Origin of the sequence: Nocardioides sp. Root140, assembly GCF_001426745.1 — a bacterium.
Lineage (GTDB): Bacteria > Actinomycetota > Actinomycetes > Propionibacteriales > Nocardioidaceae > Nocardioides.
The window spans coordinates 1,043,307-1,059,172 of the sequence record NZ_LMFI01000010.1; the positions used below are offsets into that span (position 1 = coordinate 1,043,307).

Annotated in this window: 16 protein-coding genes; 9 read left to right on the forward strand and 7 right to left on the reverse strand. The window is 69.5% G+C overall.

Translation table 11 applies throughout. The features are described 5' to 3' along the window. Positions 1–56: 56 nt before the first annotated feature. Both ASD30_RS15350 and ASD30_RS15355 read left to right on the forward strand, forming a co-directional pair. Complete coding sequence (locus tag ASD30_RS15350) at positions 57–623, forward strand: hypothetical protein (protein WP_156393667.1); 567 nt, start codon at positions 57–59, stop codon at positions 621–623. Further along, the gene (locus ASD30_RS15355) at positions 620–1,828 is read left to right on the forward strand and encodes an MFS transporter (RefSeq protein ID WP_082563860.1); all 1,209 of its coding nucleotides are present in this window, start codon (positions 620–622) and stop codon (positions 1,826–1,828) included. Before ASD30_RS15350 ends, ASD30_RS15355 begins: the two co-directional genes overlap by 4 nt. Here ASD30_RS15355 and ASD30_RS15360 read toward each other — a convergent pair. Further along, complete coding sequence (locus ASD30_RS15360) at positions 1,812–2,396, reverse strand: hypothetical protein (protein ID WP_056683121.1); 585 nt, start codon at positions 2,394–2,396, stop codon at positions 1,812–1,814. The two genes, ASD30_RS15355 and ASD30_RS15360, sit on opposite strands and share 17 nt — an antisense overlap. A 122-nt stretch (positions 2,397–2,518) precedes the next feature. Next, on the reverse strand, positions 2,519–2,944 hold the full coding sequence (locus ASD30_RS15365) for a nuclear transport factor 2 family protein (RefSeq protein ID WP_056683123.1): 426 nt from the start codon (positions 2,942–2,944) through the stop codon (positions 2,519–2,521). 72 nt (positions 2,945–3,016) lie between these two features. Between ASD30_RS15365 and ASD30_RS15370 the strand changes: the two genes are divergently transcribed. Together ASD30_RS15370 and ASD30_RS15375 are read left to right on the forward strand one after the other, a co-directional pair. After that, the gene (locus tag ASD30_RS15370) at positions 3,017–3,889 is read left to right on the forward strand and encodes a TIGR03619 family F420-dependent LLM class oxidoreductase (RefSeq protein WP_056683126.1); all 873 of its coding nucleotides are present in this window, start codon (positions 3,017–3,019) and stop codon (positions 3,887–3,889) included. After that, positions 3,886–5,028 (forward strand): hypothetical protein, encoded by a 1,143-nt coding sequence (locus ASD30_RS15375; RefSeq protein WP_056683129.1) that lies wholly within the window; start codon positions 3,886–3,888, stop codon positions 5,026–5,028. The genes ASD30_RS15370 and ASD30_RS15375 overlap by 4 nt, the downstream gene beginning before the upstream one ends. Here ASD30_RS15375 and ASD30_RS15380 read toward each other — a convergent pair whose 3' ends face one another. Further along, positions 5,029–7,035 carry a PhoX family protein gene (locus ASD30_RS15380; RefSeq protein ID WP_056683131.1) on the reverse strand — a complete coding sequence of 669 codons (2,007 nt, stop codon included), beginning with the start codon at positions 7,033–7,035 and terminating at the stop codon, positions 5,029–5,031. 157 nt (positions 7,036–7,192) lie between these two features. Between ASD30_RS15380 and ASD30_RS15385 the strand changes: the two genes are divergently transcribed. The 5 genes from ASD30_RS15385 (at position 7,193) to ASD30_RS15405 (ending at position 10,873) form a co-directional block, all read left to right on the forward strand. Next, on the forward strand, positions 7,193–7,987 hold the full coding sequence (locus ASD30_RS15385; RefSeq protein WP_056683134.1) for an SDR family oxidoreductase: 795 nt from the start codon (positions 7,193–7,195) through the stop codon (positions 7,985–7,987). Further along, complete coding sequence (locus ASD30_RS15390) at positions 7,977–9,116, forward strand: sulfotransferase family protein (RefSeq protein WP_056683137.1); 1,140 nt, start codon at positions 7,977–7,979, stop codon at positions 9,114–9,116. Before ASD30_RS15385 ends, ASD30_RS15390 begins: the two co-directional genes overlap by 11 nt. Positions 9,117–9,226: 110 nt before the next feature. After that, positions 9,227–9,514, forward strand: coding sequence for a hypothetical protein (locus tag ASD30_RS15395; protein WP_056683140.1), 288 nt, complete (start codon positions 9,227–9,229; stop codon positions 9,512–9,514). Continuing rightward, on the forward strand, positions 9,511–10,422 hold the full coding sequence (locus ASD30_RS15400) for a WXG100 family type VII secretion target (RefSeq protein WP_056683143.1): 912 nt from the start codon (positions 9,511–9,513) through the stop codon (positions 10,420–10,422). Before ASD30_RS15395 ends, ASD30_RS15400 begins: the two co-directional genes overlap by 4 nt. Positions 10,423–10,477: 55 nt before the next feature. After that, positions 10,478–10,873: a hypothetical protein gene (locus ASD30_RS15405; RefSeq protein ID WP_156393668.1), complete on the forward strand. Its 396-nt coding sequence runs from the start codon at positions 10,478–10,480 to the stop codon at positions 10,871–10,873. Between the two features lie 12 nt (positions 10,874–10,885). On the opposite strand, the gene ASD30_RS15410 is transcribed toward ASD30_RS15405, so the two are convergent. Genes ASD30_RS15410 through ASD30_RS15425 form a run of 4 tightly spaced genes read right to left on the reverse strand, consistent with a single transcriptional unit; the run spans position 10,886 to position 15,790 of the window. Beyond that, positions 10,886–12,283, reverse strand: a complete 1,398-nt coding sequence (locus ASD30_RS15410; protein ID WP_082563861.1) for a cytochrome P450 — start codon at positions 12,281–12,283, stop codon at positions 10,886–10,888. Positions 12,284–12,306: 23 nt separating this feature from the next. Then, complete coding sequence (locus ASD30_RS15415; RefSeq protein WP_056683149.1) at positions 12,307–13,245, reverse strand: sucrase ferredoxin; 939 nt, start codon at positions 13,243–13,245, stop codon at positions 12,307–12,309. After that, entirely contained in the window at positions 13,242–13,829 is a 588-nt protein-coding gene (locus ASD30_RS15420) for an SGNH/GDSL hydrolase family protein (protein WP_056683151.1), read from the reverse strand. Before ASD30_RS15420 ends, ASD30_RS15415 begins: the two co-directional genes overlap by 4 nt. Further along, positions 13,826–15,790, reverse strand: a complete 1,965-nt coding sequence (locus ASD30_RS15425; RefSeq protein ID WP_200950080.1) for an MFS transporter — start codon at positions 15,788–15,790, stop codon at positions 13,826–13,828. Before ASD30_RS15425 ends, ASD30_RS15420 begins: the two co-directional genes overlap by 4 nt. Between the last annotated feature and the right edge of the window lie 76 nt (positions 15,791–15,866).

The window sequence follows — 15,866 nt, forward strand, 5'->3', positions numbered from 1 at the left end:
ACCCATTGAAGCCGTCACCACCGACAGTCCACCCGACTCCCTGACAGGATGGCGTGGTGCCAGCGATCCCGGACTACGTCACGCACTACCACCTGCCGGATCGTGGGCCCTTCCTCAATCTCTCCGAGCTCGACGAGCCGGCTCTGGCCGACGTACTCACGGAACTGGCAGCCGTGCCCGGTTCGGAACGGCGTTTCGGACCGCGCTACATGGCGCTGCGGCGCGCCACCGAGGAGCGCCTGTGGGCTCGGTTCGTCGAACGCGGCGGACGTCCCGAACGGCTGAGTCCGCACTACTTCGTGCTGGGTGAGTCCGCGTGGTTCAGGGGGTTGTACGCCGACGCGCGCGAGGTGCGCCTGCGACTCGACGAGCTGCCGCGCGAGCAGACCAGCTTCACCGTCCCGGACAGCGTCACGTCCATGGGCCTGCTTGCTGACTTCGGCATCGAGGTCACCCCGCGGGCCCACCACGGCGAGGTCTTCCTGCTCGACGAGCTCGAGAGCGTCGCAGCGCGGCACGGACTTCCCGACAGCCCCAGCCCCGAGGACTACGCGGGGCACCAGCACGGGGACTTCGAGCACTACGTCGAGGTGCAGGTCTGGACCGACAGGATCAGGGAGTGACGACGAGCGACTTCAAGCTGCGCTCGGTCGCCTTCGAGGCCTTCGGTCCCACGATCGTGAGCTCGATCGGACACGGCGCCGTACTGCCCGTCCTGGCCCTGCAGGCTAGGGACCTCGGCGCGGACGTGGGTACGGCGGCACTGGTGGTCGCACTACTGGGCGTGGGGTCGCTGCTGACCAGCCTGCCCGCCGGAGCGGTCGTCGCGCGGATCGGCGAACGCCGGACGCTGATCGCCTGCGGGCTGCTCGACTGCGTCGTCATGCTGATCGCCTGGCAGGCTTCGTCGGTGCTCCTGCTGTCGGTCGCGATGGTGCTCTCGGGGGCGTCCTGGACGGGGTTCCTGCTGGCCAGGCAAGGGTTCCTGATCGAGGCGGTTCCGATCACGCACCGGGCCCGGGCGATGTCCAGCCTCGGCGCCAGCCACCGGGTCGGCATGCTGGTCGGTCCGCTGATCGGCGCCGGAGTCATCGCCTGGCTCGGGCTCTCCGCGGTCTTCGTGCTGGCCGCGGTCATGTCGCTCGCCTCCGCGGTGATGGCCTCACTGATGCGCGACCTTGGCCACGAGTCGCGCGCCGAGCAGGGCGTCTCCGGTCACGCCAGCGTCGCGTCCGTGCTGCTCGCCCACCGCCACACCCTGCTGACCCTGGGCCTCGGGGTCATCGTGATCGGCGCCTCGCGCTCGATCCGCGGCACCCTGCTCCCCCTGTGGGCGGACCACATCGGGATGACCGGCTCCGAGACGTCACTGGTCTTCGCGGTGGCCGCCGCTGTCGACATCGTCTGCTTCATACCGGGTGGATGGCTGATGGACCATCGCGGCCGTTCGGTCGTCGCCGTGCCCGTCGTACTGGCGGTCGCGATCGGCGCCCTGGTGCTGCCGCTGGCCACGAACGAACCGGCGGTGCTGGCGGTCGCCGTACTCATCGCGGCCGGCAACGGCCTCGGCTCGGGCATCGTGATGACGCTGGGCGCGGACACCGCGCCTGCGGCCGGGCGCTCGCAGTACCTCGGCGGCTGGCGGCTTTGCGGAGACCTCGGCGGCACGTCGGGGCCCCTGTTGATCAGCGCAGTGACGCTGGTCGCGCCACTCGCGACGGCATCGGTCGTGTTCGGTCTGGCTGCCCTGGCCGGCACCGGTTGGGTCGGCTACTGGACCCGCCGACTCGACCAGAGGCGAGGGACCGGGATCAGCCCCCGTAGGTGACCTTGATGGCGTTCGACTTGAGCTTGCGGTCGCTGTCGACCACCCGCCACTCGATCTCGCCGGTCTGTGAGGTGTTGACGTAGGTGCTGAAGGTCGCGTCTGACACGTTGACGTCGACCGGGAAGTCGGCCCAGGCCCCGTCGTTGACCCGGATCTGTACGTCGAGCACGGCGCCCTCGCCCTGCGGATAGATGCCGGAGAGGTAGAGGTCCTCGCCCGGCGAGACCTGGAACGCCCCCTGGCTGAGGGTGATCTCCGCCTTCGGCTTCCTGGGCTTCTTGGTCGTCTCTTCGCTGGCCGTTTCGGAGGCCGCCGCGGACTCGGACTCCTCATCGTCGCTGGGCTCCAGCGTGATCAGGGGGTCGGACGCCCGCGTGGTGCGCTCAGGGTCGGGCATCACGAGGGAGTCACCGGCAGCCGGGTCGTCAGAGCCTCCGCCACCGCCTCCGACCCCGAGCACCTTCGTGCCGATGATCGCCGCGATCCCGGCGAGCAGGCCCACCACGACGGCAACGGCAACGAGAGCCACCAGGCCGTTGACGACCGGCTTGTCTTCGGAATCGCTCACGGGCTCGCTCTCTCGGGTCGAGGGGGACGGTGCCCATTGTTACAGGCCGATGTTGGATCCACAGATTTGAAAGCGACTCAGCCAAGGCCGCGTCTCCCAGGGCCCGCTCAGGCAGTGCCGTTCTAGAAGCCACGCCTCCACTGCACGTCGTCGACGATCTTCGTCGAGCGCCAGCCGCTCGGCGTGCGCGCGACGTCGTGGTGGTAGTAGCCACCCACCTCCCACAGCGACTCGTTCCCGTCCGGGTCGATCACCACCATCGGGTTGGTGAAGTACGCCGTCACGGCCGCCCGGTCCGGTCCCTCGAAGGCGCAGGAGATCTGGCCGAGCACGTGCTGGGTGCGCACGAAACCGGCCAGGCCCTTGGCGATCCACGGCACCACCTCGTCCGGCGGGCCGACCGGGCCGCCGGCACCGGAGTAGTCGAGGACGGCGTCCTCGGTGAACACCGTGTCCAGGTCGTCGAAGGACTTCGTGTCCACGGCACGGGTGTAGCGGGTCAGCAGGTCGGTGATCTCCTGGCGGTCGCTGAGCTCCTGAAGGTCCATGACCAGACTCTGGCACAGCGCCAGTGGGACTCGCTCTGGCATGAAACAAGAACACGTTCTAGTGTGGGGTCCATGCGATTCACCTACGCCGAGGCGATGACCCGCGCCGAGTACTACGCGCCCCTGGCGCAGGCCGCAGAGCAGGCCGGCTTCACGAGCATGACCGTGGCCGACAGCCTGATCTACCCGAAGGAGTCGGACTCGAAGTACCCCTACACCGACACCGGCGACCGGGAGTTCCTCGAGGACAAGGAGTTCATCGAGACGATGATCCTCTGCGCCCACCTCTTCGCGGTCACCTCGACCCTGCGGCTGACGCCGTTCGTGCTCAAGCTGCCGATCCGGCCGCCGGTGCTGGTCGCCAAGCAGGCGTCGTCGCTCGCATTCCTCTCCGGCAACCGGCTCGGCCTGGGCGTCGGACTGTCGCCGTGGCCGGAGGACTTCGACGTGATGGGCGTGCCCTGGGCCAGGCGCGGCAAGCGGATGGACGAGTGCATGGACGTCCTGCGTGGCCTGACCTCAGGTGAGTTCTTCGGGTACGACGGCGAGTTCTTCTCCTTCGACCCGCTCAAGCAGTGCCCGGCCCCCACCGAGAAGATCCCGCTGCTGGTCGGCGGACACAGCGACGCCGCGCTGCGCCGCGCCGCACGCTTGGGCGACGGGTGGATGCACGCCGGCGGCGACGGAGAGGAGCTGGAGCGGTTGCTGGGCCGACTGGCAGAGATCCGGAAGGAGGAGGGCGACACCCGCGACGACTTCGAGGTGCACGTGATCTCGTACGACGCCTACGACCCCGACGGCATCAAGCGGCTCGAGGACAAGGGCGTGACGGACTGCATCGTCGGCTTCCGGGTGCCCTACATCAAGGGACCAGACACCGAGCCGCTGGAGAAGAAGGTCCGGCACCTCCAGGGCTACGCAGAGAACGTGATCGGCAAGCTGTGAGCACAGACGCGTTCCAGCGGGCCATCGCCGAGGCCGAGCAGCTGATCCGCAACCCACCGTTCCCGATCAGCGAGCAGGACCTCGCCGAGGGCCTCGACTACCTCGCCGGCTCGATCCGGTCGTCGTTGCAGATGGCCTTCGACTACGACCTCGAGCACCCGGTGCTGATCAACCCGACGCACCAGTACGCCCGCCAGGGTCTCGACAATCCCGACGCGATCTACTTCAACGCCTACCTCGACTCCGGGGCGTCGTACGTCGTGTCCGGGGTGCGCGGCACGACCACCGACCTGTCCTTCCAGGTAATGGACGGCAGCTACTCGGACGCGGGTTTCCCCGCAAGCGTTGCGGCCTTTGACGACCGTGAGCTCGAGATCGGCGACGACGGGTCGTTCGAGTGGCGCTTCGGTCCGGAGCTCGGAGTCGGTAAGGGCGCGACGCTGATCGTGCGCGAGGTCTACGACGACTGGAACACCGAGGAGCGCGGCACCCTGCGCATCCAGCGGCTCGACACCGCCGGTGTGCCGCGCGGAGCACTGACGACCGACCGTGTCGACAAGCGGTACGGCGTCGCGGCGAAGATGCTGGTCGGCCGGATCAAGACGTGGTTCGCGTTTCCCGAGTGGTTCACCTACAAGGAGCCGGTCAACACGCTGACCGTCCCGGCCTCGACGCCGGGCGGCCTGGCCTCGCAGTTCTCCTCGATCGGCCACTACTCGCTGGCTGACGACGAGGCGATGGTGGTGACCGTGCCGGCCTGCGCCGATGCGCCGTACCAGGCGATCCAGATTGGCTCGCGGTGGTACGTCTCGACCGACTACGAGCACCACCAGACCTCACTGACCCGCGCCCAGTCGTACGTCAGGCAGGACGGGTTGCTGCGCTACGTGATCAGTGAGCGCAACCCGGGCGTCGCCAACTGGCTCGAGGCCTGTGGGCACCCGGAGGGCGTGATGATGCTGCGCTGGCAGCGGGTCGCGCGTCCGCTGGGCGCCGACGACGGACCACGGGTCGAGGTCGTGCCGTTCGACTCGTTGGCGACCCGCGGTGACCTCGAGGACCAACGCGTCACTCCCGACGACTACACAGCCCGCATCGAGGCCCGCCAGGTCGGCATCGCGCGCAGGATGATCAGCTGATCACTCCCGGTAGACCTGCACGATGCCGGGCCGTGGCTGGCCGTCGCCCAGGTAGGGGAAGTTGCTGACCACGTTCTCCGGGCTGGCGCCGCTGACCTCGCCCGGGTGCTGCACGGCGACCAGGACGGTGCGCTCGTCACCACTGATCACCGGACCGCAGCACTCGGCGCCTACCGGCACGGAGAGGAACTGCTTCAGCCTGCCGCGCTCCCGGCCCTCGAGCGGCAGCATGTAGAGGCCGTCGGCGAAGCCGAGCGTGCCGGGCATGCCGTCGGTGGAGATCCACAGGTTGCCGGCCTTGTCGAAGGTGACGTTGTCCGGGCAGCTGATCGGGCTGACCTGGTTGCGGTCGTAGCCGGCGAAGTACGTCGACGGGTCGGTCGGGTCGCCGGCGATCAACACGAGCTGCCACGTGAACGTGAGGGCGCCCGCGTCGTTGCGACGCTCGGTGATCTCGATGACGTGGCCGTGCTTGTTCGGTCCGCGTGGGTTGGCCTCGTCGACCTGGCCGGGCTGGCGGGCCGTGTTGTTGGTCAGGGCCGCGTAGACCTTGCCGGTCACCGGGTTGGCTTCGACGTCCTCGGGGCGGTCCATCTTGGTGGGGCCGACCAGGTCGGCCGCCTGGCGTGTCCAGACCAGCACCTCCTCGACTGTCCATCCGGGCACGTGGGAGGTGCCGTTCACCACCAGCGGGAGCCACACGCCGCTGCCGTCGTGCAGGCCGTCGTCCGAGCCGTCGCCGGTGAACTTCGCGACGTACAGGTCGCCCTCGGAGAGCAGCGTCAGGTTGTGCCGCAGGTTCCCGGGCTTGTACTTCTTGCGAGAGATGAACTTGTAGATGTAGTCGTTGCGCTCGTCGTCACCCATGTAGGCGACCGCACGACCGTCGTCGGCCAACCGGATCGTCGCGCCCTCGTGCTTGAAGCGGCCGAGCGCGGTGTGCTTGACCGGGGTCGAGGTGGGGTCCTGGGGATCCACCTCGACGATCCAGCCGAAGCGGTTGACCTCGTTGGGCTCGGTCGCCACCGAGAAGCGGGGGTCGACGCGCTCCCAACCGCGACCGGTCGAGGTGATCCCGTAGCGCTTGAGGTGCTGGTCGGGGTCGAGTGCGCCGGTGGTGTCGAAGTACTGGTTGAAGTTCTCCTCACCCGACAGCACGGTGCCCCATGGCGTGACGCCTCCGGCGCAGTTGTTCAACGTGCCGAGGACCTTCGTGCCGGTCGGGTCGGCGGAGGTCTTCAGGGCGTCGTGCCCCGCGGCGGGGCCGTCGACGGCGAACTCGGTCTCGCTGTGCAGCCGGCGGTTGCGGCGACCGTCCTGCTGGTAGCTCCACGGTGCACCGGCGCGCTCACGCCGCACCTCCACGATGGTCATGCCGTGGGCGGCCATCACGATCCGCAGCTGGTCGTCGGAGAGGTCGGCGGAACCGGCCACCCCGCGGAACATCAGCTCGTCGTTGGTGTACTCGTTGTTGAAGGCGAGGACGCCGCTGCGGCCGCCGCGCCCACGACCGTCGAGCAGCAACGCCGTGAAGTCGCAGTTGTAGCCGGCCTGGTTGCGCTGCGCCTCGACGTCCTGGTTGTCGAAGTCGAAGGCCGGGGCCTGACTCGTGATCGGGTCTCCCCAGGAGATGACGGGCGCCCAGGCGAATCCGCCCGGGACCACGAGTTCGTCGGTGGTGGCGGGGGTCGGCGCGATGCCGGTGAACCGCGAGAGGGGTCCACTGCCAGCCGCCGCCGCGCGCGCGGCCGGAGTGGCTGCCGCCGGGGAGATCGCGCCCCACCCAGTGGTGCCGAGTACGCCGGCCGCGGCCGCGCCCACCGCCCCCGCACGAAGGACGGAGCGACGTGACACCGCACGGGCCACGACCTGCTCGAAGTGCTCGTTGCCGGACTCGTTCGGCACGGGGTGGGCGCATGCGTCTCCGCAGCGGTAGAGACAGGTCATCGAGCTGCGACCGCCGGCGTGGGCCTGGTCGACGAAGGGCAGGAGCTTGCGAGGGGCCATGCGTGCACGATGGTGGCGGCGGTTGACGGCCAACCGGCACCCCGGTGGCGCAGAGGTGACCAGTTGGCGAATCACTCGACTAAAACTGAAACACGTTCTACTCTGGTCCGCATGAATCTCCTCCAGGACTCCGCATGAATCTCCTCCAGGACTCCGCATGAATCTCCTCCAGGACAAGGTGATCGTGCTCTCCGGCGTCGGGCCCGGCCTCGGCCGCGCGCTCGGCGAGGAGGCCGCGAAGATGGGCGCCGACCTCGTGCTCGCCTCACGCACCGAGAAGCGGCTGGAGAAGATGGCCGCGGTGGTGCACGAGCTCGGTCGCCGGGCGCTCGTCGTACCCACCGACATCACGGACGAGTCGCAGCGTGCGGCACTGGTCGAGGCGGCGCTGGAGGAGTTCGGGCGCGTGGACTGCCTGATCAACAACGCGTTCGGCATCCCGCCGATGGACCCGATCAGCACACTCTCGCTGGAGAGCCTGCGGGCCGCGCAGGAGACCAACGTGTTCGCGCCGCTACGTCTCTCGTCGCTCTTCGCGGACGCCCTTGCCGAGACTCCCACCAAGCCGGGCGGCTCGATCATCATGGTCAACTCGTGTGTCGTGCACAGCTCGCAGCCGGAGTACTCCGGCTACAAGCTCAGCAAGGGCACGCTCAAGCACCTCGCCTCGTCACTCGCGACCGAGCTCGGGCCGCGTGGCATCAGGGTCAACAGCGTCGCGCCGTCGTACATCTATGAGGACGTGAACAAGGCCTACTTCGACTGGCTGGCCTCCGAGGCCGGGGTGACGCACCAGGACATCTACGATGAGAAGGCCGCGCCCACCGACCTGAAGCGCCTGGCCACGCCCGACGAGGTGGCGAAGGCGACGCTGTTCTTCGCCAGCGACCTGGCCACGGCGGTGACCGGCACGATGCTCAACGTCGACTGCGGCGAGTTCCATGACAACTAGGGTCCGCGACGACGTCGGGTCGTACGACGACATCGCGGCCGCCGCGGTGCGCACGACGGGGCTCTCCGACTTCGGCGGCACCGACCACGAAGAGGGTCTGCGGATCCTCGTGGACGACCTGAACGCGCCCGCCGCCGGCCTCACCGGCGAGGGCAACTACATGCAGCGCTCGATGGTGAAGAGCGCGCTGGTGGGTCGACTGCTCTCGCAGCTCGGGTTCACGCAGAACCCGTCGTACGCCGAGGTGCCGGTCGAGCGGCCGGTCTTCGTGGTGGGCCTGCCGCGCACCGGCACGACCGCGCTGCACCGACTGCTCGCCGCAGACCCGCGACACCAGGGACTGGAGCTGTGGCTGACCGAGTTCCCCCAGCCACGGCCACCGCGCGCGACCTGGGCCGACAACCCGGTGTTCAACGGCATCAACGCGGCGTACGCCGAGCACCACGTCGAGAACCCCGAGTTCATGGGCATCCACTACATGGATGCCGCATCGGTCGAGGAGTGCTGGCGCCTGCTGCGACAGGCCGGGATGTCGATCGGCTACGAGTCGCTGGCCCATGTGCGGACGTACTCGTCCTGGCTGGCGAAGCAGGACTGGACGCCCGCCTACGAACGCCACAAGGCGAACCTGCAGCTGATCGGTCTCAACGACCCCGACCGGCGCTGGGTGCTGAAGAACCCGTCGCACCTGGTGGCGCTCGACGCGATCATGGCCGTCTACCCCGACGCGCTGATCGTGCAGACGCACCGTGACCCGGTGGTCTCGATCGCGTCGTCGTGCTCCCTGTCGGCCGAGGCTACGGCCGGATGGTCGACCACGTTCGTCGGCGACACCATCGGCCGCACCCAGCTCGAGATGCTGTCCCGCTCGTGGCACACCTTCGCGTCGGCGCGGACCAGCTACGACCCAGCGCAGTTCATCGACGTCGAGTACGCCGACTTCGTGGCCGACCCGGTGGCGACCACCCGACGGATCTACGAGGGCTTCGACCTGGGCTGGACGCCGTCGGTCGCGGCGGCCGTCGAGGCGATCGACGCCGAGTCCCGGCAGGGCGGCAAGCGACCCTCGCACCGCTACTCGCTGGACGACTACGGGCTGACCGAGGAGCAGGTTCGCGCCGCGTTCTGAGAGGGTGAACTTGGCCTGCGTGCATCTGGCTGCACGGAATTCACGCTCGTTTCCACAGGTCGCCGTACGACGCGTTGCCGGGGTGTTGACCGGTTCCTAGCGTCGTGGCCATGAGCGGATTCGAGATCGACCTCGACGAGATCGAGGCACTGCCCGGGCCGATGCGCACGCATCAGGACCTGCTGACGGGCGGCAGCAGCGTGCCGTCGCCGGACACCGGCGTCAACACCACCAACACCCGAGACGCCATCGACCGTGTCGTCGTCACCGTCGGCCTGTTCGCGGCCGATCTCGGGGTCTGCGCCGACGGCCTGGACGGCGTGGTCGACGTCGTGAAGGACGCCGACGGCCAGGTCAACTGGGTCCTGGACCAGTACGCGGCGGTGGCGTTCCGATGAGCATCAACCTGGTCGTCGACGGGTCGCCCGCCTCGTGCCGGCAGGCCGCCCACGACCTGCGCGAGCTGGGTGGCCGGGTCACCGCCGCCTCCGACATGCTCGCCCGCGCGATGGGTACTGCTGCCGGCTGCTGGACCGGCGAGAGCTCCGACGCGTTCACCGACTTCGTGAAGGAGCGCATCCACCGCGCCGACGGGGTGGCCGACGAGATCAACCTCTTCGCCGGCGCACTCGAGGGGTTCGGAGCCGGGCTGGCCGACGTGAAGGCCGAGATGAAGAGAGCCCGGGCGATCGCCGTGGCGGCCGACCTTCCGGTCAGCACCTCGCTGCCGGAGGTCGGCGAGGTCGCCCTCAAGCCCGGGCAGGAGGGAGCGCTCGACCATGCGGTCGGTGTGGCCACCCGGGCCCACGAGCACGAACACCGACTGCACGAGGCCCTGCTGCTCGCCCTGGGCCAGGTGAACACTCTGGTCTGGCAGGAGTTCGACTACAGCACCCTCGGCAAGGCCGCGTCCGGCGGTTCCGGCAGCAAGCTCGGTGACCTGATCCCCGACCTGCCTGATCTGTCCAAGGTCCCGGTGCCCGTGGGTCCGATCTCGCAGCCGACCATCGGTCTCCTCCAAGGTGGGTTCACCGTCGGCAAGGAAGTGCTCACCCGAACCTTCGACGCAGGCATGAACGAGCTGGAGCGGCGCTACGCCGACGGCTCCCTCGAGCGCGACATTCGCACGCTCTACCGCTACCACGGGGAAATCGTCGGCATAGGCGCCGGGCTCTACTTCTGCCGGGCCGCAAAGGACCGCCTCGCCTATGCACGATGCGTGAAAGCGACCCAGGATGCCGGGAAGGTGTACGGCAAGGCTGAGGGCGACTTCCTGTTCTGGGCGGCTGAACGTGCTGCCCGTTGACGTCCCCCGCGGGTGGCGGTCGACCAATCTGCCGGGGCCCGGCATCCTGCTCACCGTGTCGCCGGAGACCATGCCGCCGAGCGGGTTCAAGCCGGTGATCACGTTGACCTCGCGGGCCACGGACCTCCGGATGCGCGAGCACCAGGCCACCCTGCGCGAGCTCGTCGCGAGCACCTTCGACCGCGTCGACATCGAGGACTCGGACATCTACGACTTCCAGGGCGCCGACGTGGGCTACCTCCGGTTCTTCCACCGCACTCCGCGCCACGACGTGATCGTCGAGGTCTGGAGCTGGCTGCGCGAGAGCCGGGTCTGGTCGCTGGCCTGCAGCGCGGACCACCGCGACCATCCCGACTTCAGTGATCTCTTCGACGACGTGGCGGCCACGTTCGACCTCGACGGTGCATCGAGCGCTCGCACGGAGCCGTTACGAGGAAGGCGGACCGCATGACCAGTCCCCAGCTCACCGCCCGGTCGCGGTCACCCTGATCGTCGCGCCCTCGCGGGGCACGCTGGTGATGTTGCGGACCTTCGGTTCGTCCTCGCCCACCGCCTCCACGTCGAACGCCGCGAACACCTCACGCAGCACCGCCACGCCCTCCATCAACGAGAACCCGGCGCCGATGCAGCGCCGTACGCCTCCACCGAACGGGATCCAGGTGTTGGCCGCCGGGCCGACCCGGTTGCCGTGCGGTTCGAGGAAGCGGTCCGGGTGGAAGCGGCCGGCCTCGGCGTGGTTCTCCTCGCGGGCGTGGGCCAGGATGATCGACGGCCCGACCGTGACGCCCGCAGGAAGGTCGACCCCGCCGATCGTGGCCGGCCTCATCAACGTCCGGACCACCATCGGGATCACCGGGTGCAGGCGCATCGACTCCTTCAGCACCGCCTCCAACCAGGTGGTGTCGCCCTCACGGGCAGCGGTGCGGGTGCGGTCCAGCAGCTGCGGGTCGCGACCGACTTCGTGGAGCGCCCAGGCCAGGGCGGTCGCAGTGGTCTCGTGGCCGGCGAGCAGCAGTGTGACCAGCTGGTCGCGCAGCTCCTCGTCGCTGAGCCGGTCGCCCGCGTCATCGATGCGGATCAGCCTTGACAGCACGTCGGTGCGCTCGGCCAGGTCGGGTGCTTCGCGTCGTTCGGCGATCTCGGTGTAGAGCAGCCGGTCGAGGGCACGTTGGTTCTCGACCTGCGCCTTCCACGGCCCGTACTTCTGCAGCCTCGGCCATCCCCAGCCGAGCAGGATCACCGGGCTGATGTTGACGATCTGGTTCACCCGGGGGCGCATCGCGTCGAGCCGTTCGCCGTCGGTGACGCCGAAGACCACCCGCAGGATCACCTCGAGCGTGAGGGCGTTCATCCGGTCGAGGGAGCGGAAGGTCTCGCCGTCACGCCAGGTCGAGACCTCGTCGCGTGCGACGTCGGCGACCAGTGACTCGTAGGAGTGGAGCGCGGCACCATTGAACGCCGGCATCAACAGCTTGCGGGCCCGCTTGTGGTCGGCACCGTCGACCAGCAGCAGCGAGTGGTCCCCCATGATCGGGCCGAGCACCGCGTTTCCCTTGCCGGCATGGAAGAACTCCGGGTTCCCGGCGAAGATCTCGCGGGCCGCCTCGGGCCGCGCGAAGAGCACCAGTGGCTGGCTCCCCGGGATCAACCGCACCGTGAAGACGTCACCGAACTTGCGGTGCATCCAGGGCACGAACCGGTGCCGGAAGCGGAGCAGGCCGACACTCTGCGCGAGAGCCGGCCACGGCAGGCTGGGCGGCAGCTCGTCGCGGCGGAACTTCCTGCGACTGCCGGAGCGGAGCGTGGTGCGCGCCAGTCGCTCGTCGGTCAGCCTGGACACCTGCTGGTCGGTGAGAGCCATCCTTGGATGCTACAAGCGCGTTGCTACAAGCGCCCGATCTCGACCCGGAACGCCTTCGTGGGCTTCGTCTTCGCATCGGCACAGCTCGCCCGCACCGGATCGCCCGGGGTCTCGGTCACGGTCACCCGGTGCAGGGTCGTCGATCCGGCGACACGGTGCCGGAACACCACGCTGCTGGTCGTGGCCCGCGCCGAGCTCGCCTGGGCCGGCGGGCTGACCTCGACCAGCTCGAGACCGTCGACCCGGGTCTCCCCGAGGGCCTCCAGGAGGGCGATCTCCGCGGCCTGCACCGGCGGGTCGTAGGCCGTCCGGCCGCGCATGAGCGACGGCACGAGGCGGCCGGCGAGAGTCTCCGAGGCCACCCGTTCGGCCGACTCGACGTCGAGGCGACCGTAGGAGATGCCGTGCGGCAGGGTGAGCATGGCGCCGGCGAACCGGTGCCCGCCCAGGTGCGTGGTCTCCCAGGTCTCCTGGGGGTGCTCGGCACTCAACGCGGCCACGACGGGCCGGCCGAACTCCGCGCAGCACGCGTCGCGGCGTCCGTTGGTGCAGACCAGGAGCAGCGGGTGCTCGACTGGTTCGAGGCCCGACGACCGGCCCTCGGCGAGCCCGTCGAGATCGAGGTCGAGCAGGTCGTCGGCCACCTCGAACACGGTGGTCTCGAGCCACGCGCGACCCGGTGCGGCGTACCCGAGGTACACCCGGAAGGCCTCGGTCGTCGAGGAGCGACCGTGCCGCCTGATCAGCTGGACGCGTACGCCGGCCTCGGCGGCGGTCTCGGCGAGACCTGTCCGCACGTGCTCGGGCAGGCCGCTCTCGGCGAGGGCCTTGTTGCCCCAGGGGCCGGTCTGCTCGACCAGGAGGTACGCCGCGTCGACGGCCGCCGATCCGGCCAACTGCTCGTCGAGTGCACCGACCGAGCACCGGAACCGGTCGGAGGAGGCGTTCGCGGGGTCCGTCATGCGCCGAACACCCCGAGCCAGCAGTCGGCGAGCACGTCGAACCCTTGGGGCGTCGGGTGCACGCCGTCGCTGACCAGCGCGCGAGCCCCGTCCGACGACGCGGCCTGCGCCATCGGCCCGTCGGTGGCCACCAGGTCCGCGTCGAACTCCTGCGCCAGTCGGCGCACCATGGCGATCTTCTCGTCGAGGTCGGCCCGCCACGACCACTGCTCGTCGCGCACCGGCAGCAGGAACGGCTCGAGCACGATGATGCGCTCGACGCCGGCAGCGCGGGTGCGGACCAGCAGGTCGCGATATCCGGTCTCGAACCGGGACACCGGCGTCGGCTCCTGACGGGTGTAGCGGCGCCACATGTCGTTGACGCCGACCATGACGGAGACGACGTCCGGGGCGTGCGCGAGCACGTCGCGCCCCCAGCGCTGCTGCAGGTCAGGGACCCGGTGGCCGTTGATGCCGGTGTTCAGCACCTCGTGAGCGGGCAGGGCCGCGGCGACGCGGGCGACGTACCCGGTGCCGAGGTCGGTCGGGTCGGTGAGGTCGCGGCCGGCCGCCGTGATCGAGTCGCCGGTGAGAAGGAGCCTCACGCGTCGGCCCTGATCTCCATGGCAAGGTCGATGTCGATGACCTCTGACTTGGCGCCGACGGTGAGCTTGCGGGAGGCGGCCCTGCCCGAGTCGGCCCCGGCCGCGCTGACGATGTAGATGCCCGCCAGCGGCAAGGGCACGGTGAACTCGCCCTCGTCGTCGGCGTGGTCGGAGAGCACGAAGTCGCCGCCGCCCTGGTGCAGCGTGACCAGGGCTCCGGGGACGACCGCGCCACCGTCGGTGACCGTGCCCGACAGAGTCAGCTGTCGCTCCAGCGCGACGTCGTGCTGCAGCGAGCCACCACGGAAGTCGAGCACCTGTGCCTGCGGCGCCCAGCCACCGGCGTTGCCGATCAGGAGGTACTGCCCGGCGCCGGGCAGCGCCACCGAGAAGCGGCCTTCGTTGTCGCAGCGGGCCCAGTCGACCGGCCGGCCGTCCATGCGGGTGACCGTGACGATGGTGTGAGTCTGGCGGGGCACGTCGCCGCCGGGCAGGATCCGGCCGCGCACGACGGTCTCGCTGCGGTCTCCGGCGACCGCCACCGCCGGGACGCCCTCGCGTCCGGCAGCCACCGTCGAGGGCACCGGGATGCGGAGGATGACCAGGCAGGCGACGAAGCAGGCCAGCACGGAGAGCCAGAACATCAGCGTGAACGCGTGCTCGGCGGGAATCTGCCGCCCGGCGAAGCCGACCGTCATCGAGGTCAGGATCGCGGCGAGCACGGCACTGGACGTCGACCCGCCGACCGCCCGCATCAGCGAGTTGAGGCCGTTCGCGGAGGCGGTCTCGGTGATCGGCACCGAGGCCATGATCAGCGTCGGCATGGCCGCGAAGGCGAACGCCGTGCCGATGCCGACGAGCGTCGCCCCGATGATGATCTGGAGCACCGACTCGTGCACGAAGATGCGGAACACGTAGCCGCTGGCCATGATCGCGGAGCCGAGGAACATGGTGCTGCGCCCGCCGTACCGGGCGAGCAGGATGCCGGAGACCGGGGACAGCAGCACCATCACGAGTCCCGAGGGCACCATCGCCAGCCCGGCGGCACTGACGTCGAGGCCGAAGCCGTAGCCGGTGGCCTTGGGCAGCTCGAGCTGCTGCACGGTGAGCAGCATGTTGACGTACATCGAGAAGGCGATCAGCACCGACGCGACGTTGGTCAGCAGCACCGGCTTGCGTGCCGACGTACGCAGGTCGACCAGGGGCTCGCCGACCCGCAGCTCGTAGGGGAACCAGCCCGCCATCACGACGGCGGACAACGCGAGGCAGCCGAGCACTTCGGGGCTGGTCCAGCCCCACTGTCCGCCGTTGGTGACCGCGAGCAGGAACGAGGTGAGCGCGACCGAGAGGAGGACGGCGCCGCGGTAGTCGAAGCGCCCCGGAGAACGGACGTCGGACTCGTCGACGAGCAGGTAGACGCCGGCCGTGACCAGCACCCCGAACGACGCCGACACCCAGAACAGCGAGTGCCAGCCGAAGTGCTCGAAGAGTACGCCGGACAACGGGAGCCCGAGCGCACTGCCGATGCCGAGGGTGGCGCTCATCAGCGCGACACCGAAGCCGACCCGGGCGGGCGGCAGCTCGTCGCGCATGATGCTGATGCCGACCGGGATCATCGCCGCGGCGAAGCCCTGCAGCGCCCGGCCGATCAGGGCGGTCAGGAACACCGTGCCGATGGCCAGCATGAGCGAGCCCAGCACCATGCAGACCAGCGCGGTCAGGATCATCCGCTTCTTGCCGAACATGTCGGCCAGCCTGGAGACGATCGGGGTGGCCACCGCGCCCGTGAGCAGCGTGATCGTCACCATCCACGAGGCGTTCGCCTCGGAGACGTCCAGGATCTGCGGGATCTCGGGGGTGAGCGGGACGACCAGGGTCTGCTGCAGCGCGGCGAGCATGCCGGCCAGCGAGAGCACCGTGATGACCGCCCACGTGGGTGCCCGACGCGCGGCTGTGGTCAAACCCGGCTCCTGACGGTGGTGGTGGACACCCCGCAGTCTGCCAGCACCCGTCAGCCCCCGGCGATCAGTCCCGGAA

Bases quoted from the DNA above. Each gene is read 5' to 3' on its own strand.
- ASD30_RS15365 (WP_056683123.1), bottom strand. From the start codon at position 2,944: ATGGACCTTCAGGAGCTCAGCGACCGCCAGGAGATCACCGACCTGCTG.
- ASD30_RS15370 (WP_056683126.1), top strand. From the start codon at position 3,017: ATGCGATTCACCTACGCCGAGGCGATGACCCGCGCCGAGTACTACGCG.
- ASD30_RS15380 (WP_056683131.1), bottom strand. From the start codon at position 7,035: ATGGCCCCTCGCAAGCTCCTGCCCTTCGTCGACCAGGCCCACGCCGGC.
- ASD30_RS15385 (WP_056683134.1), top strand. From the start codon at position 7,193: ATGAATCTCCTCCAGGACAAGGTGATCGTGCTCTCCGGCGTCGGGCCC.
- ASD30_RS15390 (WP_056683137.1), top strand. From the start codon at position 7,977: ATGACAACTAGGGTCCGCGACGACGTCGGGTCGTACGACGACATCGCG.
- ASD30_RS15395 (WP_056683140.1), top strand. From the start codon at position 9,227: ATGAGCGGATTCGAGATCGACCTCGACGAGATCGAGGCACTGCCCGGG.
- ASD30_RS15400 (WP_056683143.1), top strand. From the start codon at position 9,511: ATGAGCATCAACCTGGTCGTCGACGGGTCGCCCGCCTCGTGCCGGCAG.
- ASD30_RS15410 (WP_082563861.1), bottom strand. From the start codon at position 12,283: ATGGCTCTCACCGACCAGCAGGTGTCCAGGCTGACCGACGAGCGACTG.
- ASD30_RS15415 (WP_056683149.1), bottom strand. From the start codon at position 13,245: ATGACGGACCCCGCGAACGCCTCCTCCGACCGGTTCCGGTGCTCGGTC.